At 57.2% G+C, this 21,790-nt stretch carries 24 protein-coding genes; 9 read left to right on the top strand and 15 right to left on the bottom strand.

Going from position 1 to position 21,790, the window contains the following annotated elements:
- Positions 1–67 precede the first annotated feature (67 nt).
- Positions 68–2,224: a tetratricopeptide repeat protein gene (locus ACPOL_RS23645; protein WP_114209232.1), complete on the top strand. Its 2,157-nt coding sequence runs from the start codon at positions 68–70 to the stop codon at positions 2,222–2,224.
- 101 nt (positions 2,225–2,325) lie between these two features.
- Here ACPOL_RS23645 and ACPOL_RS23640 read toward each other — a convergent pair whose 3' ends face one another.
- From ACPOL_RS23640 to ACPOL_RS23625, 4 genes are all read right to left on the bottom strand, one after another.
- Positions 2,326–2,559 (bottom strand): type II toxin-antitoxin system HicA family toxin, encoded by a 234-nt coding sequence (locus ACPOL_RS23640; RefSeq protein WP_114209231.1) that lies wholly within the window; start codon positions 2,557–2,559, stop codon positions 2,326–2,328.
- Entirely contained in the window at positions 2,543–2,746 is a 204-nt protein-coding gene (locus tag ACPOL_RS23635) for a type II toxin-antitoxin system HicB family antitoxin (RefSeq protein WP_114209230.1), read from the bottom strand. Before ACPOL_RS23635 ends, ACPOL_RS23640 begins: the two co-directional genes overlap by 17 nt.
- Before the next feature lie 397 nt (positions 2,747–3,143).
- Positions 3,144–3,713, bottom strand: coding sequence for a cupin domain-containing protein (locus ACPOL_RS23630; RefSeq protein ID WP_114209229.1), 570 nt, complete (start codon positions 3,711–3,713; stop codon positions 3,144–3,146).
- 190 nt (positions 3,714–3,903) lie between these two features.
- A complete protein-coding gene (locus ACPOL_RS23625) occupies positions 3,904–4,209 on the bottom strand; it encodes a helix-turn-helix domain-containing protein (RefSeq protein WP_114209228.1) in 306 nt (101 codons plus the stop codon).
- 105 nt (positions 4,210–4,314) lie between these two features.
- Here ACPOL_RS23625 and ACPOL_RS23620 point away from each other — a divergent pair, with 105 nt between their 5' ends.
- Positions 4,315–4,680: a VOC family protein gene (locus tag ACPOL_RS23620; protein ID WP_114209227.1), complete on the top strand. Its 366-nt coding sequence runs from the start codon at positions 4,315–4,317 to the stop codon at positions 4,678–4,680.
- 282 nt (positions 4,681–4,962) lie between these two features.
- Positions 4,963–5,820: a purine-nucleoside phosphorylase gene (locus ACPOL_RS23615; protein ID WP_114209226.1), complete on the top strand. Its 858-nt coding sequence runs from the start codon at positions 4,963–4,965 to the stop codon at positions 5,818–5,820.
- Between the two features lie 210 nt (positions 5,821–6,030).
- Here ACPOL_RS23615 and ACPOL_RS23610 read toward each other — a convergent pair whose 3' ends face one another.
- The 4 genes from ACPOL_RS23610 to ACPOL_RS23595 form a co-directional block, all read right to left on the bottom strand.
- On the bottom strand, positions 6,031–7,338 hold the full coding sequence (locus ACPOL_RS23610) for an MFS transporter (protein WP_114209225.1): 1,308 nt from the start codon (positions 7,336–7,338) through the stop codon (positions 6,031–6,033).
- Positions 7,339–7,401: 63 nt separating this feature from the next.
- Positions 7,402–8,796: a glucuronate isomerase gene (gene uxaC / locus ACPOL_RS23605; RefSeq protein ID WP_114209224.1), complete on the bottom strand. Its 1,395-nt coding sequence runs from the start codon at positions 8,794–8,796 to the stop codon at positions 7,402–7,404.
- Between the two features lie 148 nt (positions 8,797–8,944).
- Entirely contained in the window at positions 8,945–9,262 is a 318-nt protein-coding gene (locus ACPOL_RS23600) for an L-rhamnose mutarotase (protein ID WP_114209223.1), read from the bottom strand.
- Between the two features lie 324 nt (positions 9,263–9,586).
- Complete coding sequence (locus ACPOL_RS23595) at positions 9,587–10,525, bottom strand: carbohydrate kinase family protein (protein WP_114211012.1); 939 nt, start codon at positions 10,523–10,525, stop codon at positions 9,587–9,589.
- 487 nt (positions 10,526–11,012) lie between these two features.
- On the opposite strand from ACPOL_RS23595, the gene ACPOL_RS23590 reads away from it, so the two are divergent.
- Positions 11,013–11,234: a hypothetical protein gene (locus ACPOL_RS23590; RefSeq protein ID WP_114209222.1), complete on the top strand. Its 222-nt coding sequence runs from the start codon at positions 11,013–11,015 to the stop codon at positions 11,232–11,234.
- 583 nt (positions 11,235–11,817) lie between these two features.
- Here ACPOL_RS23590 and ACPOL_RS33240 read toward each other — a convergent pair.
- The 3 genes from ACPOL_RS33240 to ACPOL_RS23575 form a co-directional block, all read right to left on the bottom strand.
- Positions 11,818–11,997 carry a hypothetical protein gene (locus ACPOL_RS33240; protein WP_150133115.1) on the bottom strand — a complete coding sequence of 60 codons (180 nt, stop codon included), beginning with the start codon at positions 11,995–11,997 and terminating at the stop codon, positions 11,818–11,820.
- Between the two features lie 16 nt (positions 11,998–12,013).
- Positions 12,014–13,006 (bottom strand): substrate-binding domain-containing protein, encoded by a 993-nt coding sequence (locus ACPOL_RS23580; protein ID WP_114209220.1) that lies wholly within the window; start codon positions 13,004–13,006, stop codon positions 12,014–12,016.
- A 309-nt stretch (positions 13,007–13,315) separates the two neighbouring features.
- A complete protein-coding gene (locus ACPOL_RS23575) occupies positions 13,316–13,849 on the bottom strand; it encodes a response regulator (RefSeq protein ID WP_236656985.1) in 534 nt (177 codons plus the stop codon).
- On the opposite strand from ACPOL_RS23575, the gene ACPOL_RS23570 reads away from it, so the two are divergent.
- The gene (locus tag ACPOL_RS23570; RefSeq protein WP_114209219.1) at positions 13,849–14,616 is read left to right on the top strand and encodes a hypothetical protein; all 768 of its coding nucleotides are present in this window, start codon (positions 13,849–13,851) and stop codon (positions 14,614–14,616) included. The two genes, ACPOL_RS23575 and ACPOL_RS23570, sit on opposite strands and share 1 nt — an antisense overlap.
- A gap of 43 nt (positions 14,617–14,659) precedes the next feature.
- Here the strand turns inward: ACPOL_RS23570 and ACPOL_RS23565 are convergent, their stop codons facing one another.
- Positions 14,660–15,658: a pyridoxal phosphate-dependent aminotransferase gene (locus ACPOL_RS23565; protein WP_236656984.1), complete on the bottom strand. Its 999-nt coding sequence runs from the start codon at positions 15,656–15,658 to the stop codon at positions 14,660–14,662.
- 228 nt (positions 15,659–15,886) lie between these two features.
- Between ACPOL_RS23565 and ACPOL_RS23560 the strand changes: the two genes are divergently transcribed.
- The gene (locus ACPOL_RS23560; RefSeq protein WP_236656983.1) at positions 15,887–16,201 is read left to right on the top strand and encodes a M24 family metallopeptidase; all 315 of its coding nucleotides are present in this window, start codon (positions 15,887–15,889) and stop codon (positions 16,199–16,201) included.
- 164 nt (positions 16,202–16,365) lie between these two features.
- Here ACPOL_RS23560 and ACPOL_RS23555 read toward each other — a convergent pair whose 3' ends face one another.
- Both ACPOL_RS23555 and ACPOL_RS23550 read right to left on the bottom strand, forming a co-directional pair.
- The gene (locus ACPOL_RS23555) at positions 16,366–17,817 is read right to left on the bottom strand and encodes a glycosyl hydrolase family 28 protein (RefSeq protein ID WP_114209217.1); all 1,452 of its coding nucleotides are present in this window, start codon (positions 17,815–17,817) and stop codon (positions 16,366–16,368) included.
- 127 nt (positions 17,818–17,944) lie between these two features.
- The gene (locus ACPOL_RS23550) at positions 17,945–18,571 is read right to left on the bottom strand and encodes a TMEM175 family protein (RefSeq protein ID WP_114209216.1); all 627 of its coding nucleotides are present in this window, start codon (positions 18,569–18,571) and stop codon (positions 17,945–17,947) included.
- A 168-nt stretch (positions 18,572–18,739) separates the two neighbouring features.
- On the opposite strand from ACPOL_RS23550, the gene ACPOL_RS23545 reads away from it, so the two are divergent.
- Positions 18,740–19,414, top strand: a complete 675-nt coding sequence (locus ACPOL_RS23545) for a M48 family metalloprotease (RefSeq protein ID WP_414633315.1) — start codon at positions 18,740–18,742, stop codon at positions 19,412–19,414.
- 25 nt (positions 19,415–19,439) lie between these two features.
- Here ACPOL_RS23545 and ACPOL_RS23540 read toward each other — a convergent pair whose 3' ends face one another.
- Positions 19,440–20,204, bottom strand: coding sequence for a prolipoprotein diacylglyceryl transferase (locus ACPOL_RS23540; RefSeq protein WP_114209214.1), 765 nt, complete (start codon positions 20,202–20,204; stop codon positions 19,440–19,442).
- An 83-nt stretch (positions 20,205–20,287) separates the two neighbouring features.
- Between ACPOL_RS23540 and hpt the strand changes: the two genes are divergently transcribed.
- On the top strand, positions 20,288–20,836 hold the full coding sequence (hpt, locus tag ACPOL_RS23535) for a hypoxanthine phosphoribosyltransferase (RefSeq protein ID WP_114209213.1): 549 nt from the start codon (positions 20,288–20,290) through the stop codon (positions 20,834–20,836).
- 62 nt (positions 20,837–20,898) lie between these two features.
- A complete protein-coding gene (gene deoC, locus ACPOL_RS23530) occupies positions 20,899–21,636 on the top strand; it encodes a deoxyribose-phosphate aldolase (protein ID WP_338026709.1) in 738 nt (245 codons plus the stop codon).
- The last annotated feature ends 154 nt before the right edge of the window (positions 21,637–21,790 follow it).

The raw sequence follows: 21,790 nt of genomic DNA, 5'->3' as shown, positions 1-21,790 counted from the left end.
CCAGTTAACAGTTATCTAATTTCGGCTCGATGTCGATAAGCTAGGCCCACCGCATCCTTCAAGACACATGGCTCCTCAGCTACTACGGTTTCGTGACTTTGAGCTCAAAGTCTCCAGCTACGAACTTCGGCGCAACGGTGAGCCGATCAAGCTGGAGCGTATCCCCATGGAGCTGCTCATCCTGCTCGTCGAGCAGCGCGGCGACCTGGTCAGCCGGGAGACCATCATCCAGCGGCTCTGGGGCAGCGACACCTTCCTCGAAACCGAACACAGTATCAATACTGCCATCAACAAATTGCGAGGAGTCCTTCAGGACCATCCCCGGCAGCCGGCCTACATCCAAACCGTAGTCGGCAAAGGGTATCGCTTCATCGCCGAGGTGAAAGTGGTGGAGGTCCAGCCATCCGAGCCCCCATTAGTAGAACTCTTCTCCCCAAGCTTGTCCGCCCCAGTGGTCTCCGCCCCCGAAATCTCGACCAGCAATGGCGCAACATCAACCGCCAACTTGAATCCCCTGCCCGCCACTAAAGAATCGCTCCAGGAGCCGACCAGCAACCAGACCTCCGCCGACCAGCCTCTTAGAAGCGAAAACGCCCAGATTCCGCAGTCAAGCGCCGAGCCTGGGCTCCTGGCCAATCCTGGGCTTCCGGCCGGTACTGAGATTTCCGTCGAACCTAGGCTTCCGGCCGATCCTGGAACACCGGCCGGTCCTGAGCTTCCAACGCGCCCGAAAGCTATTCTGTGGCGGCAATTCGCCATCTTGTTCGGATTTCTGGCCGTCTTCCTGCCACTCATCGTCTACCTCCTCCACCGTGAGAGGAGCCCCACAGCCAAGCCGCCCCCACCGCCGGCCTATCAGTCGGTCGCCGTGCTTCCCTTCGTCGACCTTTCGCCGAACTCCACCAAGGAATATCTCGTCGACGGAATGACCGACGAACTCATCACCCTGCTCGCCAAAGGCACCTCGCTGCGCGTGATCTCCAGGACATCCACGATGCAGTTCAAAGGCGCGAAGAAGTCCTTACCCGAGATCGCTTCGGCGCTGAATGTGGATGCAGTGGTTGAAGGATCGGTCACGCGATCCGGGGGGAAAATGCGGATCGTCGCCCAATTGGTCGATGCCCGCAAAGATCAGCATCTCTGGGCCCAGACCTACGAGAGGGATGAAGGCGAGCCCCTCGACAACCAGGACAAGGTCGCGGCCGATATCGCGTTGAACGTGGGAGAGCGGCTCACCAATCGAACCCCGACCATCGAGCAGCAGACCGCCGATCCCCGAGCCCGCGATCTCTTTTTGCGTGGCGGGTATCTGTGGCATCAACGGACGCTTCAGGGCCTCACCCGTTCGATCAGTTACTACAAGCAGGCCATCGAGATCGATCCAAATTTCGCGGATGCCTATGCTGCGCTAGGCAAGGCCGAGGTCATCCTAAGCTCCTACGGCGGCCCCGGACCTTCGAAGTCTCTCCTCGACGCCAGGGCTGCTGCTGAACGAGCTCTCGAACTCAATCCCCGCCTTGGGGAAGCCCATACCGTGCTCGCGGTCGTCAAGTTGGAACTGGATTGGGATTGGAATGGCGCCGAGGCAGAGTTTCGGCAGGCTTTAGAACTGAGCCCCGATGATCCTACCGCTCACCATTGGTATGCCTTGCACCTCGCCCGCATGCGGCGCTACCCGGAAGCCAGGGCCCAGATACAGCAGGCCCTCGATCTGGACCCGGCTTCCGTCATCCTGCGGTCCGATGCCGCCGAGATCGAATATTCCGCCGGCGACATCCCGGCAGCCTTGGCCCGGGTGCAAAGCGCCCTCGAACTCGATGAGAACTTCGCCCAGGCCCATCTCCAACTCGGAAAAGTATACGAGTTGCAGGGCAAGTTCCCCGACGCATTGGCCGAGTACCAGCACGCCGCTCAGCTCTTCGGCAATACCCCGAATGCCCTCGCGCTTATAGGACATGCACTTGCAGGCCTCGGCCGCAAGACCGAGGCACAAGCGATCGCGGACCGTCTTGAAGCAGAATCCAAAACCCGCTACGTCTCCGCAGTAGACATCGCCATCGTCTACTGCGCGCTCGGGGAAACCGACAATGCCATGCGGCTTCTGCGGTCCGGTCTCGAAAGACGTGACAAAGGCATGAACATCCTCGGCAGCGACCCGCTCTTTCAAGGATGCGAGAGTGACCCTCGATTTCAGGATCTTTTGAAGCAATTGAAGTTGCGCTGAATAGTAGTACCTGTGGAATAAACAAGTGATCAAAGAGTAGAGCCCGCTTCACCACTTTCTAACGACGCTGAGTTATCGTGAGAGGAGCGAAGGGCGCAAAGTTACAGGTCATCTTCCGTTAGCCCTGTGTGCTTCGCAATTTTCGCGAGCATGACAGGGCCAAGCTCTTCGGAATCTGAAAAACTCCATATGTATGGATTAGCGTAGTCTTTGTGGATCAAGCGCACATGGGATGAGCCACTCTTGCGGGGAACCTCATTCCAGCCAATTCGCTTCAAAGCTTTTAAGACTTTCTTGGCTTCGCAGCTCGACCTCTGCTCACGCGTGCGAGAAATGGACCTCTGAAGTCAAGGCCCTCCCCTCTTCTATCTGGGCAGCAACCACACGCAGCGCAATTGCCTTTACCTTTGATTCAGCCTCAGCCTGGGTAGATCCATAGGCCATGACACCCGGAAGCGCCTCGATCTCGGCTATCCAGCGTCCATCCTCTTCCCGGTCAAACGTTATCTCAAATTCTTCCACGTTCACTACCCCCGGGCAGTACCAGCAAACCGGTTACTGGACTATGTTTCGTTCAGCAATAATTGACGAACTTTAGCCCGCGTTATCAGCCTTCGGATCAAAAGACTCAGGCGACGAAACCAACCTTCGCTTCGTCCACGACGATATCATGCGGAAGCCACGCTGCCCCCCACTATATCTGCATTACCCCACTATGTTTTCTTTGATGCGTCCCATAATGAAACGGACTCGCTGACGATCAGGTCGTCGAGGCGATCGCTTTTCCTGCCTCCATGACCCTCCCAGCAACGCCATTGCCCAAACAACAGCGCTCTCTCCGCAGCATCACTCATACACCTGCTCCACAGCATAGTCCCAGAGAGGTCCGCTATCGCCTTCTCGTGTCCTCGGTATCCGACTACGGCCTGTTGAACGGCGAGGGGCCAACGTATTCCATGCCATAGCGGCGAAAGAACGCGGCTCGTTCGGCAGCAGAGTGCGGACTGCTGCCATCCCGGAAACATGCCTCCATCTGGCCTGCGGGGCTGAAAGCGATGAGCATGTGCGCCGGTGTTGAGCCGGTGCCGGCAAATGCATGCGGCACTCGGCGCGGGGCGAGCACCGACTCGCCCGGCCCCAATTCAAATCTCTGCTCCCCTACCTGAAACGCAACCCTTCCTTCAACGACGCAGAACCACTCTTCCTGGGCGACGTGCAAGTGTAGGGCCGGCCCGGCGTTGACCAGATTCTTATGCTCGATGAGGAACAACCCGCCGGCCGTTTCATTGGTGGCAACTTTGAATAGCATCGTGCTGAAGCCCGTGGAAATAGGCTGGCGAAACCGGTCTTCACCCGCGCCAACGACATGAAGCGAATCCGCCGTTGGAGGCGCGGCGGCTTCGGCGTGGGTGTAGCCGCTAACTACGTCGTGCAGTCCTGCGCACGGAAGCATGGCTGCCGCAGTCTTCAGAAACGTTCGGCGTCGCATAACTTACTCCGGGTGGTTCTAAGAATATATCTACTTTGAGTAACCCGGGAAGGACCGATAAATTCCCGAGGACTCCGCTGTGGCCGCTGGCAGGGGCCTCTCAGAGCTCGGACAAGCGAGCGCCTCGGCAAGCGAATAGTAGGAGCGATGCCGCGTTTCTTCCTCGGAGCTGTGCCATCGAGATCCGCTTTCAGCCCTGCTTCCGCCGGGCCCACGGGCGTTCAACCCGATAAATCGGAGTAGCCGTCGGATTCCTCATTGAGGCTGACAACAGCTTGCGCCGCTTCAGAAGTCTCACCGCCCCTTGCACTGCGGACTTCGATAAACCCGTGCCCTCGGCAAGTTGCTGATGGCTCAACGTTACCGTCCGCTGGCCTGCAGCCAAGCTATGCCTGCACACATGAAGATAGACAAGAAAGGCCGACGGGCGTTTCTCGTGCTCGGTGAGGTCGCGCATCAGCACGTCAAGAATATAACTGTCCAGAACAAGTCGCATAACCTATAGTCACTTTTACTATAGTTCTTAAGATTACTATTGTTTTATTTGATTGTTCAATGGGCACATTTCGCCATACACTGACTCCGTCAGGAGCAAACAATCATGATCAAGGCAGTCAAATTTGTGAGCATTCCAGTCCATGACCAGGAGCAGGCCCTTGCCTTCTACACCGAGAAGCTTGGATTCCAGATCTTGACCGATCAGCCGTTCGACGAGAAGCAGCACTGGATAGAACTGCGTATCCCGGGCAGCGAAACCAGGGTAGTTTTATTTACACCTCCCGGCCATGAAGACCGGATCGGCACCTTCTCGAATGTGACATTCATGACCGACGACATCGATCGGACCTACCAGGAGCTGACCACCCGGGGAGTCGTCTTCACCGCGCCACCCACAAAGCAGCCCTGGGGCCATTTTGCTAAATTTCAGGACGCCGACGGCAATCAGTTTGTTCTTTCCACCAAGTGATCGACGCCGCCCAGGCGTCCTGAGTTCGCAAAGCTACCGCGCAGCCCCGACCAAACCAGAGCGCAGCTCAATCCGCAGCCATGTCCGCAGCGCCGTGCGCAGCTTAGACCGATGACCAGCGAATGCGCCCCACCCGGCTTGCTGAACCAACCCTGGATCGCCGGGCAACGAGAGTGCCCCCAAATTCGCCCGAGCACCCGGGGATTAACCCACTACGACGAATCTCTCTCGTCAATCAGGCCGCCCCGGTTATCATCAGAAAATCGGCAACCCCGATCCACGATGCCCTCCAACATCTTCGAACAATCCGCCGTCGCCGCCGACTACATCCGCTCCCAGCTGACCGGCACGGTCAGTCTCCCCGCGACGGCCGGTCCCAAGATCGCCATCATCCTTGGATCCGGCCTCGCTGCCTTCGCCGAAAAGGTCGAGGATCGGGTTGTCATTCCCTACACCGCCATCCCGCACTTCCCTCACCCAACCGTCATCGGCCACTCTGGCATGCTCTTCATCGGAACCCTACAAGGCGTTCCCGTCGCGGTCATGCAGGGCCGTGCGCATTTCTACGAGGGATACACGGCTGCCGAGGTCACCTTTCCCATCCGCGTTCTCAAGCAACTCGGAATTGACACCCTCATTGTCACCAATGCGGCCGGGGGCATTCGTTCCGGTCTCAAGCAGGGCGAGCTCGTCCTGCTCGCCGATCACATCAATCTCACTGGGACCAATCCCCTCATCGGCCCGAATGAACCCCGCTTCGGCGAACGTTTCTTTGACATGACCGAACCCTACTCGACGCGGCTCCGCAAGCTCGCCATTACCGCTGCCGAGCAGATCGGCTTTACTCCCTCCGAAGGCGTTTACCTCGCCGTCTCCGGGCCCAGCTTTGAAACCGCTGCCGAGATCCGCGCCTTCCGCACCCTCGGCGCCGATCTCGTCGGCATGTCCACCGTCCACGAAGTGATCGTCGCCCGCCACATGGGCATCGAGGTCCTCGGCATCTCCTGCGTCACCAACCTCGCCGCCGGCATCCAGGGAAAACCCCTCGATCATCACGAAGTGCTCGACACCGGACTTCAGGTGCAAGGGCAGTTAGCCGAATGGATAACTTCGCTCGTGAACTTAGTAGCCAGCCAATAACATCGTTGCCTGGCGCCGTCCTGACACAGGAATCTCTCGCCTCTCAGGACGCACGCGGTCCGCGCCGGCTCAACCTCATCAACGACGCGTGGCAGCGGCTGCGCGGCGAAGCGATGACCACTATTCTGAATCATGAAACCCAGGTCGCAGCAATGTGGCTTCAGCCGCCGGAGGAATTCCGCCCGACTGAATCAGAGGTCACAGCGGAGCTCATCCCCCAAACTCTACCTTCTTCAGACCCGGAGCCAGCAGCCGCATGATCATCAAAGCCACCAGATAAGCGCTCGAAGACAAGAAGAATAGAATCGCATAGCTATGGGTCCGCTCCAGGATATGCCCGGTAAAGAAGGCCAGCAGCGCCCCGCCCACCGAGCCCGCCATGCCGCCAATCCCAACCACGGCGCCCACCGCATTGCGCGGAAACATATCGGACACCGTAGTAAACAGATTCGCCGACCATCCTTGATGAGCGCCGGTGGCAATGCCTAATATTCCGATCGCCATCCACTCCGATGAGATGTTGCTCAACGTGAAGACAGGAAGCACCAGGCACGCGCAGACCAGCATCGCGAAGACGCGCGAACTCGAAGCCGAAAGTCCCAGCTTGCGGAAAGGAGCAGGAAGCCATCCACCACCCACACTGCCCACCGCCGACATGTTATAGACGATGATCAGCGGAAGACCGATATGCGATAAGTTGAGATGGAACTTAGCGCTGAAGTACGACGGCAGCCAGAAGAGATAGAACCACCAGATAGGATCGGTAAGAAACTTGGCGCTCGCAAACGCCCAGGTCTGCCGATAGCCCAGAAGCTTCACCCAGGGCACATTCGGCCCCATCTGCGTCGCCGCCTCCTGGTAGATATGCCGCAGTTCCATGCCGGTAAGCGTCGGATGGTCCGCCGGCCGTCGATAGTACTTAAACCACCAGCCAATCCATATCATGCTGAAGACGCCGGTCGCGAGGAACGCCGCGCGCCATCCGTAATGCAGCGTAATCCATGGCACAATCAGCGGAGCAAGCACCGCTCCAACATTGGCGCCAGAATTGAAAATGCCCGTCGCCAGCGAACGCTCGCTTTGCGGAAACCACTCAGCCACCGTCTTGATCGCTGCGGGAAAATTTCCCGATTCCCCCAGCCCCAGAAAAAATCGCGCGATCCCAAATCCAAATGGAGTGCTCGCCAGCGCATGTCCCATCGCCGAGAGACTCCACACCGCCATGACGCCGATATAGCCGATGCGCGTGCCGACCTTATCAACCACCCGCCCGGCAATCAGCAAACCGATCGCATAAGCAATCTGGAACGCATCGACGATATACCCGTAGTCGATCTCCGTCAGCCCGATGCTCTGCGAAAGTGTCGGCTTGAGCAGCGCGATCACCTGCCGGTCCATGTAGTTGATCGAGGTCGCGAAGAACAGCATCGCGCAGATCGTCCAACGCACCCTCCCGATCCGCCCAACGGGAAAGCCCGGCTCTTCAGCTTCGAGATCCACTTCGCTTACCGGCCCCATGCGCCCACCCGGGCTCCGCCCTTCATCGCCATCGCTTCAGAGCCTCTCGTCATCTTCACTCCGCTACAGCTTGTAAGCCGAACGAACCAGGTTGTAAGTGAGGTCCCGCGCCACCTCGACCGCTTCATCCTCATCCAGGCGATGCTCCACCACTAACTTCGCCAGGAAGGCGCAATCCATGCGACGCGCCACATCATGCCGCGCAGGAATCGACAGAAACGCGCGAGTGTCATCATTGAAGCCAACTGTGTTGTAAAAACCGGCCGTCTCCGTCACGTTCTCCCGAAACCGCTGCATCCCTTCCGGGCTATCGAAAAACCACCACGGCGGACCCAGCCGCAGACAAGGATAATGTCCCGCCAGCGGCGCAAGTTCGCGGCTCGCCGCCGACTCATCCAGAGTGAACAGGATCAGCGTAAACTCCCGCTCATTGCCATAGCGATCCAGCAGCGGGCGTAACCCGTGCACATAGTTGGTCGCCGTCGGAATGTCCGCGCCCATATCCCGCCCATACCGCGCATACACCTGCAGGTTATGGTTGCGCACGCTGCCCGGATGAATCTGCATTACCAGCCCATCCCGCACGCTCATCCCCGCCATCTCCGTCAGCATCTGCGCACGAAATAGCTCCTGCTGCGCAGCATCCGCCCGCCCGCTCAACACCGACTCGAACAGCCGCTCGCACTCTTCTCTGCCCAATGCCGCGGTGTTGGCCGTCGGATGCCCATGGTCGGTCGCCGTGCAGCCGAGTTGCTTGAACCGGGCACGAGTTTGCTCGAGCGCAGCCAGATATCCCTTGAAGCCGCTCGTGTCTTCTCCAGTCAACTCGCCCAGCTTTAGAACGTTTTCGCGAAATCCCGCAAACTCCGGATCGACCACCGGATCAGGGCGAAATGTCGGCAGAATGCGGCCCTTCCATCCCGAATCCCGGATCGCCTGGTGGTCGGCCAGCGAGTCCAGCGGCGAGTCCGTCGTCGCCAGCACCTCGAGGCGGAAGCGTTCATAGAGCGCCCGTGGCCGGAACTCGGGCGTCGCCAGCTTCTCCGCAATGATGTCGTAGGAATGGTCGGCGGTCTTTGCCGACAGCCGCTCCTCCAAGCCAAAAAGTTCCTCGAAGGCATAATCGAGCCACAGCCGCGTCGGCGTGCCGCGAAACAAATAATAATGCTCCGCGAAAATCCTCCAGACCCTGCGCGGGTCCTTCAGCTCCGCCACCCCGATCTCCAGATCGTCCAGCGAAACGCCCTGGCTATAAAGCATCCGGTGAACGTAGTGATCGGGCTGCACAAACAACTTGGCAGGATCGGGAAATGGTTCGTCGCGAGCGAACCAGGACGCCTGGGTGTGACCATGGGGACTCACCAGTGGCAGATCGCGAATCCCTTCAAAGAGCCGTCTTGCAATCGCTCGCGTTGCAGGGTCCCCAGGAAACAGCCGGTCATCATGAAGCAAGCTCAATGCGCGAATTCCCTTCCGCCAGTCCCGCCGCAATCCTGTTCAGCTCGCGGGATCCTCCGGTCGTCGACCATCAGAATACGGTTGGCGAATCGAAATCGCCAAATCCCTGCCAATCGCTGGGTCTCACCAGCTCAGTCCAGATGCCAGCTCAGTCCAGATGAAAGACCTCCCGCAGCGGCAGCATGTTTTCATCGGCCGCACCCTGTTCAGGCAGCTCAAAGAACGGAGCCATCTCCGCCTGCCATCGTGCATTCACCGCATGTTCTTTCATGCCCGCAACCGCCCTCTCGAAATCAGCCGTCTCCAGATAGCCAATCAGCAGCCCATCCGGCCGAAGAAACAAGGAGTAGTTGTGCCAACCCGTCTCGCGAAGTGCATCCAGCATCTCCGGCCAGACCTCGGCATGGCGCTTCGTGTATTCATCCACCCTCTCGGCTCGTACCTTCAAAACGAAACAAACGCGCATCCTTGACTCGTCTCCTGACGACGCTCCGTTCGAAAAAGTTCCTTGCTGAATACACCAATGCTGGCTAGCCGAACTTAAGAATTGGCGTAGTCGTCGCGGGCCTCGATCGGTAAACAAGCCGGAAGAGATTCAGCCCGTGCGCCCGGTCAAGCCTTTCGGGAGCTCGGCGAACTGGAGCCAGGCTTCCCCAAATGCTCAGCCAGGAACCTGATGAAGTCCAGCCTCGAAGGGGCACGGCGTCAGCCGTGCCAAAAGCGCTACAACCTAAGTGCGGCTTCAGTCGCTGAGGCAAGCGTGACCGGTTTAATCAGAGACCCTTAAGCCCTAAGCCACTACCCGGGCCGCTGGATGCCGAGAGCCGGTCGCCATTAACTGTTCAATGCTCGCAACCGTCTGAATGCCGCCCCGCGCGCCGATGCCCGTGCAATTCAACGCCGCCGCCGCGCACGCAAAATCGAGCTGCCGCTTCAGTCCCCAGCCTTGCAGCAACCCATAAATGAATCCGGCATGGAAGATGTCTCCCGCTCCGGTCGTATCGATCACCGGCACGGCGAATGCCGGGCTATGATGAAACTGCTTCCCATCCCACGCCAGCACGCCCTCTTCCCCGAGGGTCGCTGCGGTCAGCACCGATCGATACCGGCGCTGCATTCTTCGCAGCGCTTTCTCCAGGTGCGCCTCTTCCATCAGCCGCGTCGGAAAGTCCCGGCTCACGATTAAATAATCGATCTTTTCCAGCAGTTGCTCGACGCCAGGATAGAGCTCATCCAGATCGGCAATCACCGGGATTCCGGCCTCCCGCGCCCATTCCGCCGCCAGTGTCGCCGCAGCCGTGTCATGGCCGTCCACATGGAGTGCGCGAGCGTTGGTGACCCATTGCCGATCGAGGTCCTCCGGCTGCAGGATCAGCCGTTCATCGCGCCGCCCAAGCACCGTCCGCTCGCCATCGGCATCGACCAGGATCAGCGACTGCGGACTTGCACCGCCGGCAACAGTAATGAGCCGGGCCTCAACCCCCTCGCGCACAAACGCCTCGCGATGCAGCTTCGCGGCAGAGTCGTCGCCCAGCTTCCCGACATACCGGGTCGTCATCCCCCAGTGCTGACATGCCACTACCGTCGTCGCGACCTGCCCTCCGGGCATCACACTGACATCCCGGTACTCCGTCTTCGAGCCAGGTGCGGGATAGTGTGGCAGCGAAATCAGCGTGTCCGTTGCATTGAGCCCGACCCCCACCAGATCAACTTTCAACAAATCTGTCACCTTTTTCCAAACCTGAATTGGCGCTCCCACAGCCCCATCTGCCAGCTCTCGACCGGCAGCGCCTCGCAACAACTTAGCTTTTAAGACTAGAGCATTTTTGCTCAAAAGTAATCGCGGAACCGGGCCCACCGGACTTTTGATCAGGAAAAGACGACGGATCACTGCCGATGTTTTGCTCCCACTTGAGCAGAAGTCCTGAGTCCAAAACCTCGCTTAACAACTCCCGTCATCCTGAGCGCAAAGTCGTTCGAAAATTCCGGTCAGTCTGAGTTCAATACCTCGCCTAACAACTCCGGTCATCCTGAGTCCAAAGTCGTTCAACAATTCCGGTCAATCTGAGTTCAATACTCGTTTAATAAACCGGGTCATCCTGAGCGCAGCGAAGGGATCTGCGGTTCCAGCCATCTCTACGATTTGGGGGAATTCCCTAAATGAACACCGGAGACTGCATTCTCATCCTGTCATACACCCGTACCTGGAGCGCACGATGAGGGTTCTGCGCGAGCACAGCCGGGCGGCTTTCTGCTCGGACAATATCTCGCTCAGATGGATGCCCATCGACGCATTACGACTCTATCTGGCCAACGCCAAGCACTACTCGACCCGCTGGCGCATGCTCCGCACAGCCGACCGGCTGGTAAACTCGCTCGATTCTGTTTCGGCGATAGCGCCCTCGTGCGCTATGACTCGGAGAGCGCTTTGGGATTAGCCTTCAAGAAAATCACGGGCTAGTCGCCGCGCCAATACTCCCGCGCCCGAAGCTCCACTGAGTCCAAAACCTCGCTCAACAACTCCCGTCATCCTGAGTCCAAAGTCGCTCAACAATTCCGGTCAGTCTGAGTCCAAAGTCGTTCAACAATTCCGGTCAGTCTGAGTTCACTCGTTTAACAAACCGAGTCATCCTGAGTTCAAGACTCATTTAATAAACCAGGTCATCCTGAGCGCAGCGAAGGGATCTGCGGTTCCAGCCATCTCTACGATTCGGGGGAATTCCCTAAATGAACACCGGACTGCATTCTCATCCTGTCATACACCCGTACCTGGAGCGCACGATGAGGGTTCTGCGCGAGCACAGCCGGGCGGCTTCCTGCTCGGACAATATCTCGCTCAGATGGATGCCCATTGACGCATTACGACTCTATCTAGCAACGCCAAGCACTACTCGACCCGCTGGCGCATGCTCCGCACAGCCGACCGGCTGGTAAACTCGCTCGATTCTGTTTCGGCGATAGCGCCCTCGTGCGCTATGACTCGGAGAGCGCTTTCGGATTGGCCTTCAAGAAAATCATGAGCTAGTCGCAGCGCCAATACTCCCGCGCCCGAAGCTCCGCTACTCCCACTTCCCTGACTCCAGTTCCCTGAAAGACACAGCCAGACCCTGCCCGTAGCCGGGCCGCTGTTCCAGCCACCGGCGCTGCGGACCAGCTGACCTTCCCCCAGATTCGAACCACGGCGGCGCAATCCTGCCGCAAATTGCTTCTCCTCAAGCTACTGGGTTGGTTTCGACTTCAAGAAACTATCCACATTCGTCGAATCCACCAGTGCCACTCCCGTGTCCACAAAGGACGGGAAAGGCGAGTTCGACTCCAGATCGAAATCGACCGTCAGCTTTTCGGTCGGCGGATAATGGTGCACGTCGTCCAGCCCCTTCAATCCAAAGAAAGCCATCGTGTACGGCTTCTGCGCGATGCTGGAATCGATCGTCCCATCTTTGATCAGATCGAGCGTTGCCTGGTCGGTATCCATCGCCACCAGTAGCTTGTCTTTGACGTTGTTCCGCTTAAATGCCTCGGCAATGTCCTTGCCTGCTGACGCCTCCAGGCAGACGAACGCACTGACCGCATCCGCTCCCTTGCGCCCCAGGTACTCCGACGCCTTGTCCATTGCCGCACCGGAATCCCCGTGCATATCGAAAACATCGGCAACCTTGATGCCGGGATGGTCGGCCAGAACGTCCTTATATCCCTTCAGACGCTCCTCGGCATTGAGCTGCCCTTGGATGGTGAAGAAGACCACGTTGCCCTTCCCATTCAGCTTCTGCACCAGCCGCTGACCCCCTAGCCGGCCCGCCTGCAGATTATTGGTGCCCACAAAGTAAAGCCGCTGGCTATCCGGCACGTCGGAGTCCATGGTGATGACCGGAATGCCAGCCCCGAGTGCTTTATCGATCTCCGGTTGCATCAGCTTCGGATCCGCCGCCGACACCAATATGCCCGCCGGGTGCCGGGCGATCATCGCGTCTAATTCATCCGCCTCCGCCTTCGCATCGAGAGTATAGGGGCCGCGCATCTCCGCCTTCACCCCATACCGTGCCGCTGCCGCCTGCAGGCCGGAGTTTGCGGTCTTCCAATAAGGCAACCCAATGTTTGCCGCGATCAGGTAATACTGCTCGGAGGCGCTATGCCGCTCGCATCCGAGGTTGAAGATCGACCCCACTAACGCCAACGACGCCACTGCGACTTGGTCCCTTAATTTCTTCATTGGCCATCCTCGATTCTGTGCCTTGCATGAAGCCTGCGGCAGTTTCACAAGCCGCCGGCATCAAGTTACAGTTCCGTTAAACTTCTGAACCACCGACCTTAACGCGCCGAATTCTACTACCACTGGCATGGCAATGGAAATGGGCGCAGCGCAAAGCCTACAGGCCACTCCACGCAAGCGACCATTTGGCCTTAAGCGGGGCTAGTGATGTACCGGCATACACCGGTGTCCCATACCAGCCAGCTTTTGGATCGAGCGGGATAACGATGTGCGACTCGACTGATTGAATTCGGGCGAAGCACGACGCGGTCACTCCAGCATCTGCTTCACGCCGTCCACGAATGCCACCGGATTGAACTCTGCTTCAATGATTTCGTCCGGGCAATCGCTATCGATCGAGATCAGATAATTACATACGAAGGCGACCTTTTGCTGCGGTCGTCGGCTTCGCACTTCCGCACAGAGCCGCTCCGCTTGCGCCACCCGGCCCTGACCCTCAACATCCACCAACACCAGATCGCAATGGTGTTGTTCGAGAAGACCCGGCGCCTCTTGCAGGTTGACGGTGGAAACCACTTCATATCCGTTGATTCGCAGAATTTGATCACGGAGCTTGAGAACTACCTCGCGGCTGCCAACGTGCAATATCGACTTTGCTCCGGACGTCACGCCGCTGAGCATATCAGTAGTGCCGCGGTCACTCAACTTGCAGGTCCAGGCACGAAACCCCTGCCGCCCCGGAAAAGCCGCTCCAGCGTGCAAAAAACGCATCCGAAAATGCAGTTTTGGCGTGGCTTTCTCGCTCTTGATATGCTTTTTCTTTGCGTCATTGAAAGGACCCATTGGACCGCGTACACCTGCTTTCGGCGCTTCGAGCTCAGCAACAGCGCTGGCTCGGGATCGCCCTCATCGCCGCTTTGGCAGCGGCTTTCGCTCCTGCACAAGAAGCCTCGAACCAGGTCAGTTATCAAGGCACCTTGGGCCCCGCCCGCATCGGACTCACGATAATCGTCACACCCGGCAACACCATCGCGGGCGGCCATTATTTCTACGCAAAATACCTCGAAGACATCCCCCTAAATGGCTCATTCCAGGATGGTTCAGTCATTCTCAAGGGGCAGGACGGCGGCATCTTCACCCTGAAACTAACCGGAAACACCGAAAAAAACCCACCAAACGTCAACAACACCACCGGGCTTGCTGGCGATTGGTCGAAAGATAGCAAGAGCCTGCCCGTCGCGCTTATGCTGAACGGGCAATCCGCCGTGCCCCAGAGCGGACGCTGGTACGAGATGGTGACGGATAAAAGCGATGCCGTCTTCGAAGCCAAAGCGCGAGGCTTCTACAACGCGGTGTTGGCTGGCGACAAGAGCGCGGCAGCCAAATATGTTTCGTTTCCCTTACGCGTCAATCAAAACGGCAAGAACCAGATGATCCATTCGGCAGCGGAACTCTCCGCGCAGTGGGAAAAACTTTTTACTGCCGGCTACCTCAACACACTCAAGAAGGATATGCCCCACGATATGAACATCAGCAATGGGCAAGCGATGTTAGGAGCAGGCGATGTATGGTTCGGTTCAAAGGGAGCAACTGCTCTCAACCTGCCGTGACAACGAAATCAATCCGACAACTCGGTCCGCGTTTATCTAACACTTAGACCTTCCATTGATCGAGAGCAGTAGCGAGGCGAAGCAGACCCTCGCGAGTCATATCAACGTCGCCAGCCAGTCCCACACGAAAATAGTCAGGGCTCTCAAAGTAGCTGCCCGGAACCACGCTGGTCTGATAGCTGTCTCGTAAAAAGTCACAGAACGCCGGTACCCTTCCCTCACGCAGCCTGGGGAACGCCGTCGTGCCCACTGGAGAAAGTCTTACTTCAATAGCAGGATGGGCCGCCAGGATTTCGGAGAAGGACCTGCGGTTAATATCGAGGATGATATCGGCGCGCCGCCCGAACTTCTCGATCTGCTCGATGGCTCTCAGGCTGAGCAGTTCTGCAATATGGACCGGAGTTGCTGCAAAGAGATCGTTCAGGCGCCAGATCCGCTCCGCCAATTCCGGCTCTGCCAAAATCCACCCGCACCGAAGCCCGCTCAATCCATACGCCTTGGTCAGGCTGCTAGTGACAACGAATTGATTACCGAAAAGGAAGCTGGTCGGCACCGGGGGATGATGAAGCGTCTCGAGGTAGACTTCGTCGATCAAGATTCGGGCGCCGATTTCATTCGCCATCTCGCCAACTGCTCGCAGGCTTTCCTCGGTCGCCAACACACTGGTCGGATTGTGCATATTCGACAGCACGATCAACCGGGTCGAAGCACTCAATTGCTCTGCAACTTCTTGAGGATCGAGGGCGTAGTTGTCTTCTGCGCGCCTCTGAAAGCGGCGCACCCTCGCGCCCAGGTACTGCGCGGTCGTCAAAATCAGCTCGTAGGTCGGTTCTTCGATCAACACTTCGTCGCCTGTCGCAAAGAGCGCCGACATTGCAAGATGGTTCGCCATCGAAGTTCCGGTCGTCAGGACGACGGACTCTGCAGTCACGCCCTTCATTGCCGCCACGGCTTCTCGCAAGGGCGCATAGCCGTAGAGTGTAGGGCCGTGGATGTCGAGCTCGCTCAGGTCAAGATCCAAGTCAGAGATTGTCGAATTCATGAGTCCGCTAGTGGCGAGATTGTAAGTCGCAGACGATCGGAGTTTCGAAAACTCCATATAAGGTGATTCTGAATAGGGGCGGGGCAGATTCATTCCGGAGACGTCCTCTTCGTGAGATAAAGCCATTTCCATACGCCGGCTGTGCCAGCAGCAGCATCGCAAACCTACGCAACCATGGGCCGGATATTTATAAAATCGCATCAACAACTCCAGCGAGCATGGAGTCGCTTGCCAGGCCATCGATGCGGCGACGCGCAAAGTCATCGAGAATGGCGGCTACGTCCGGTCTACGCCTATTTTACCCACAGACTAGGACATGGCATCGGCATGGATGGTCACGAGTGGCCCTACCTGGTGCAAGGAAACAAACTTCCGCTTGCACCGGGAATGACTTTCTCCGATGAGCCCGGCATTTACATTCGTGGAGAATTCGGCATTCGGCTTGAAGATGATATGTACATTGCCGAAGATGGAGCCAGGTTGTTTACTCGGCCAAGTCATTCGCTGGAAGAGCAAAACTTAGAGGCGAAGTACAGGCTATAGATATGCGAACCCTCGGCAGGACTTCTCCTCCATGAAAAATGCCTGCGGAACTAAGTTTTCTGGAACTTCATGGCCAGCTGTGCTTCTGTTCTCGTGAGCAAAGGAATGAGCGGGCCCGGCAGTCATCCCGGATCCCGCTCCTTTGCCCAGTGTGTACAGCTCTGCTAATGGCGTCTCCTGGGAGTGACCATCAATCCACCAACAAACTGGTTCTGTTGAACCTCATTGAGCTGAAGCGGAAGGCCGCCCACGGTCACGTTCTCGAAAGAAATATTATCTACCCCGTTGAGGCTGCTAAATCCCTCCAGGTCTAGATTAGGGCCCGTCCGCGATGGAACCGGGGCAATGATGTTCCGAAAGATAACATCATTGATCTTGCCGCGGTTAGAACTCGAGCTCCAGGCGGTCAGACCGACATAGAGCGAGATCAACCTCATTGATTCTTCTACTTGTAAATTTTCAAAGGTAACATCGCTGACCACTCCAGAATCGCCGTCAAACACAGCGAGCAGAGCATCGTGGCCCTTGTCGTGAATGACATAAGAATCCGTAAACAGAATGTCATTAGCCGCCTGCTTCAGTTCTGATCCAACCGTCAAAGCATGTCCTTTTTCATTCCACAATACGCAGCCCTTGACAGTGACATTGGTGGCACTGCCTACCGTGTTGTCGGTTTTGATCGCCACGAGATCGTCGTAAGTGCGATAGAAGCTATTCGCAATGGTGACGTTCTGGCTGGAGTCCACATCGGTACCGTCGGAATTGAGCCGCCACCCAAACACTTTGATGTTGGAGACTTGGACGTTCCTTGATGTGTTGATATGAAATGTCCAATTGGCAGCGTCGCGCAGTGTGACACCTTCTACCGTAAGACCGTTGACACTGGCGTAGATTAGGTCTCCATTAGGAATTTGGGGAACCAGACTGGAGTCAATAATGCCGCGACCGCGGAGGACGATATTGGACCCGATCAGATTGAAGAGGGCGCCAGACGTCTGGCCAGGAGTAAGCCTCCAGTAAAGAATCGCTCCTTCGGCCAGATACACGGTTTGCCCAGACTTGACATTCATACTCTGAACGAAGTGGATGCCGGGACCGAAATAAAGGACATTCGGATCCGCAGGACTTGGAATGTTTGTCTCGAAAGGATTTGCAAAAAGATGGAGGGAGTTATTCCAGTCGCCATTGATTTCGAGCGTGAGCTGGCTGGCTTTCGACATAGTAAAGGTGACTTGATTGCCCGACACTGACAACTCGACATTGCTCGCTGGTAGTATCTTCACTTGTTGGATCGGCTTTGCATAGGTCACCGAAACTTGCACCGGTCCCTTGATGTCGAAAGATGTAAAGGAAGCCTTGCCGACGAGTTCGCGGTTAAGCATGGGGCCCGTTAGAGAGCCGACGCTCGCCAGGTAGACGGGAGACGATTGACCACCAACGGCAACCTTGAAGAGGGTCGATTGAGGCTCTCCAACCGCGGCCGGATAGACATGCGACACTAGCTGCGCCTGCAAAGAAGAGGCGAATAGCAGAGGCAAAGATAGCATCAAGGCAAAGAGGGGGCGGCATGACTTATGGGTAAATGGACAGAATGACCATCCCAGGTAGGTAGACATGTTATCTCCGTTTGGTTAGATTCTCTTAATCCGACTTCAAACTGGATATCGTCCGTTGTGGGCTACTGTCTTAGCGCTTTGGAAGCTTGCGGTAGAGATCTCTAATGACCCAAGTAATGACTGTAAGTCACAGCCTGGCCTTTCCAAAGCGTGGAGCGATGGCGTAATTCAGCTGGATCAGCACGATGAATCCGATGCTCCAATAGGTATTCACGAGGCAAAGAGACGCACCGAGTGCGTAAAGTCCCTGGGCGACGAGGATGCGTCGGCGAACCGCACGGCGAATCTCCATGGGAACGTCCTCTTTGACCAGCCCGGCACGATTTGCGTAACGCCAGCTTGCATAGAGGATCAATCCCAGTGTCAGAATGTTGCACCAGTAGAGCAAGAGAGCGGTGCGATAAATGATGAATTCAGCCAGCAGGCGGGTGGAGAACGGCATCCCCGAAATCGCAAACAGGAAGGCAATGTGAATCCACGCCAGATCACGATTCCCACGGACCAGATAGTTGAATTGGGTCTGCTGCCCAGCCCAGAAGATGCCGAGCGTAAGGAAGCTCATGAGGTAAGAAATGAACTGCGGATAGAGCGCCATCAGGGCCGCCCTCAGTTGAGGTTCGCTATGAACGGCCTCCATGGATGGAACGTGGAGGTCGAGCACCAACAGGGTCATGGCAACCGCGAAGATCCCATCGCTGAGCGCTGCGAGTCTCTCCAGGCTCTGGCCTTGAATTTGGTTGTAAAGGTTTGGCATTGGGCATTACTGCAAGGCCCGATTATATGTAGAGAGAAGATGTCGGGAAAATAATTTTTCGTCGGTCGCACGAGCCAGGACTCCCATAAAGAACCGGGCGCGACGGCCTGCATCTCTCCTCATTCGAGAGCGGTCGGCTGTGCTAGCTTTATGAAAGTGGAACAAGTGTTGCCAGCATTATTTCAGGAAGAGTACCGGGCGCTGCGTCCCCGCGCCCCGATTCCCCCCTTCGATGTTCGCTTCCGGCGATTCACAGGCCTGAATACAACTATTCGGTTGCGAGAGGGCGCGATCAAGGTCCACTTATCGGACCTGCTGGAAGGCGCACCAGAGACGGTGCTGCGGGCGATCGCGCACATCCTGCTGGCGAAGCTTTACCGCAAGCCGATAGAGGCCGCGCACGCTACGCGTTATCGCCGTTTCGCATCAAGCGACGTGATGCTGCGACAGACTGAACGGATACGGCAGTCTCGTGGTCGCAAGAAGATTTCGACTGCCAAGGGAGCAACCTACGATCTGGACGAAGTCTTCGAGAGCATCAACGCACGATTTTTTCACGGGCTGCTCGGACGCCCCTTGCTGACCTGGAGCGAACATCTTGCCAAACGCTGTCTTGGCCATTACGACGCCGCGCACAACACCATCATGGTGAGCAAGGTATTCGATCGCAAGACGACACCGCGTTATGCAGTCGAATATCTGATGTATCACGAGATGCTGCACCTGAAGCATCCAGTAAAGGTCAAAGCCGGCCGGCGTTGTGTGCATTCCCGGGATTTTAAAGCGGAGGAGAGCCTGTTCCCGGAGCTGGCTCAAGCCAAGGAATATCTTCGGCATTTGTAGTTCCACGCCGGCCAGTCTTCGGGATCTAAGCTTTGGCTTCCACCACTTGCGAACGATCAGCCGCTGGGTGCGTATTTGCATACCATCGAGCGGCGGCGATACAGACGATCCCGCCCAGAATGGATCCCAGGCTGGCAAGTTGCGCATTGCTCATGCCCCAGTAAATCTTAGGATTGATGCGAATGAATTCGACCAGGAAACGAGCTAAGCCGCTGAGGATGAGGTATTCGCCGGTAAGCTGACCCACCGGCCGCTGCGTTGACCCGCGCCGCCACAGATAGTAGCCGATGAACAATCCGGCGATGAGTTCGTAAATGGGGGTTGGGTGAACGCGGTCCGTGGTCGGCACCAAGCCGTTCGGGAAGCTCATACCCCAAGGTAAGCTGGTCGGAATTCCGTAATCCCCATCGCCCGAAATCAGGCAGCCGAGCCGCCCCATTCCGTAGCCAACCGCGGCGGCGGGTGTGGCGAGATCCAGCATTCGAATAGCCCCGATTTTATTTGCATTTCCTTGCCACAAGAGTGCAAGTATGCCGAAGACCAGACCGCCGAACCAGGCGAAACCCTCCCGTGCAAAGATGTGTTCGTGGGGGGTATCGGCGACATGCCAGAGTTTGGCTCCGATGATGCCGGTAACGGTGACCACTGCCACAATGCCGATCGCATCTGCCTGGATCCCCCAGCGCAGAAAATTACGATGGAGCACCCAGCAGGCACACACTGCTGCGAGCCAGAGAAGCAGCCCGAAGGTGCCGATAGAAAAGTGGCCGATGTGAATAAATGGATACATAGCTTTGGCGACCTATTCAGTATATCTCCGAAGCCAGAGGCCCTATCGCATGGTAAGCCGGTTTGAGGATATCCTTAGAAGAGATGAACATCCCCCCGACTCAACAGCTTCTTGTCCTTTACAGCCGTGAGCAGATTGAAAGACGCGTGGCCGAGTTGGGTGACGCGATTACTCGCGATTACGCGGGTGAAACCGTCATTATGGTGGGCGTTCTCAAGGGTTCGGCCTTTTTTTTAGCCGACCTGGCGCGCAGCGTGCACATCGATTGCACTTTCGACTTCGTGGCGGTGAGCAGCTACAAAAAAGGATCGCGCTCAACCAGTGGGGCGGTTAAGCTCCTCAAAGACCTGGATGAGCCCATCGAAGGAAAGCACGTCATTATTGTGGAGGACATTCTCGACACCGGCATTACCCTTGGCTATCTACGAAAGATCTTCCTGCAGCATAAACCGAAGTCTCTCAAGATTGCCGCGTGTCTCGATAAACCGGCGCGAAGAGTTGAGCCGATTGAGGCCGACTACGTCGGATTCTCAATCCCCAACCAGTTTGTCATTGGCTATGGCATGGACTACGCGGAAAAGTTCCGCAACTTGCCGGATATCTGTATACTTCCCCCGGACTTTCCCGCCTAGCGGCAAGCCCCGGCGATTGCCAATGACACCAGAACGAATACAGTCGATTGAAAGCATCCCCTATGACCGTCATGACCGCAGATAACCGAGCGGGCGCCTTCGATGCGCTTGCATTTTCGCAGCGTGCTTTGAGCAGCTGGTCTTCTTTGGCCTCATTCTTCGACCACACCCTGCTCAAGCCAGACGCGACGCGTGAGCAAGTAGTCCTGCTTTGTGAAGAGGCCGCCGGCTACCGGTTCGCGTGCGCGATGGTCAATCCTGCCTGGGTGGCGTTGGCGGTTGCGACCCTGGCCGGAACCGGTGTCCCGGTGGGTACGGTAGTCGGATTTCCGCTCGGAGCGTCGTTGAGCACCACAAAGCGGCTTGAGACTCAGAGTCTGGTCGCCCTTGGCGCGAAAGAAGTGGACATGGTCATCGACATCGGTGCATTAAAATCTGGCAATCACCTGCACGTCTCAGCAGACATCCGGGGCGTGGTCGAAGTCGCGCATGAGGCCGGAGCCGTCGCCAAAGTGATCCTCGAAACTTCCTTATTGACAGTGCAGCAGAAGTTGCTCGCTGCAGAACTGGCCCTGCATGCGGGAGCAGACTATCTCAAGACCAGCACAGGTTTTGCCAATGGCGGGGCGACCCCGGGCGATGTCGCCCTATTACGTGGCGTCGCTGGGACCCTGTGCGGGGTGAAAGCCTCGGGCGGAATCCGCACCTTGGAGCACGCCCGGGCAATGCTTGAGTCTGGAGCGAGCCGGATCGGCGCGAGCGCCAGCGTATCGATAGTACGGGAGTTAGGAGCTCCTTGAGGTGCGGGGTCGACTCCGCACCTCGCAGTCAGCCCCGGCGCGGGCGATAGGTCGGCTCGACTCCAAAGCCGGCCGCCGGGCAGCGCCACTCGAACCGGTTTATGATGACTGGTCTAGGATCTCCGCGTCACAATCTTATTGGAGCAGAATCGGG

It is taken from the genome of Acidisarcina polymorpha, from assembly GCF_003330725.1.
Classification (GTDB): Bacteria; Acidobacteriota; Terriglobia; order Terriglobales; family Acidobacteriaceae; genus Acidisarcina; species Acidisarcina polymorpha.
Note: the sequence above shows the minus strand (reverse complement) of the source record. Positions and strands in the feature narration are given on the sequence as shown.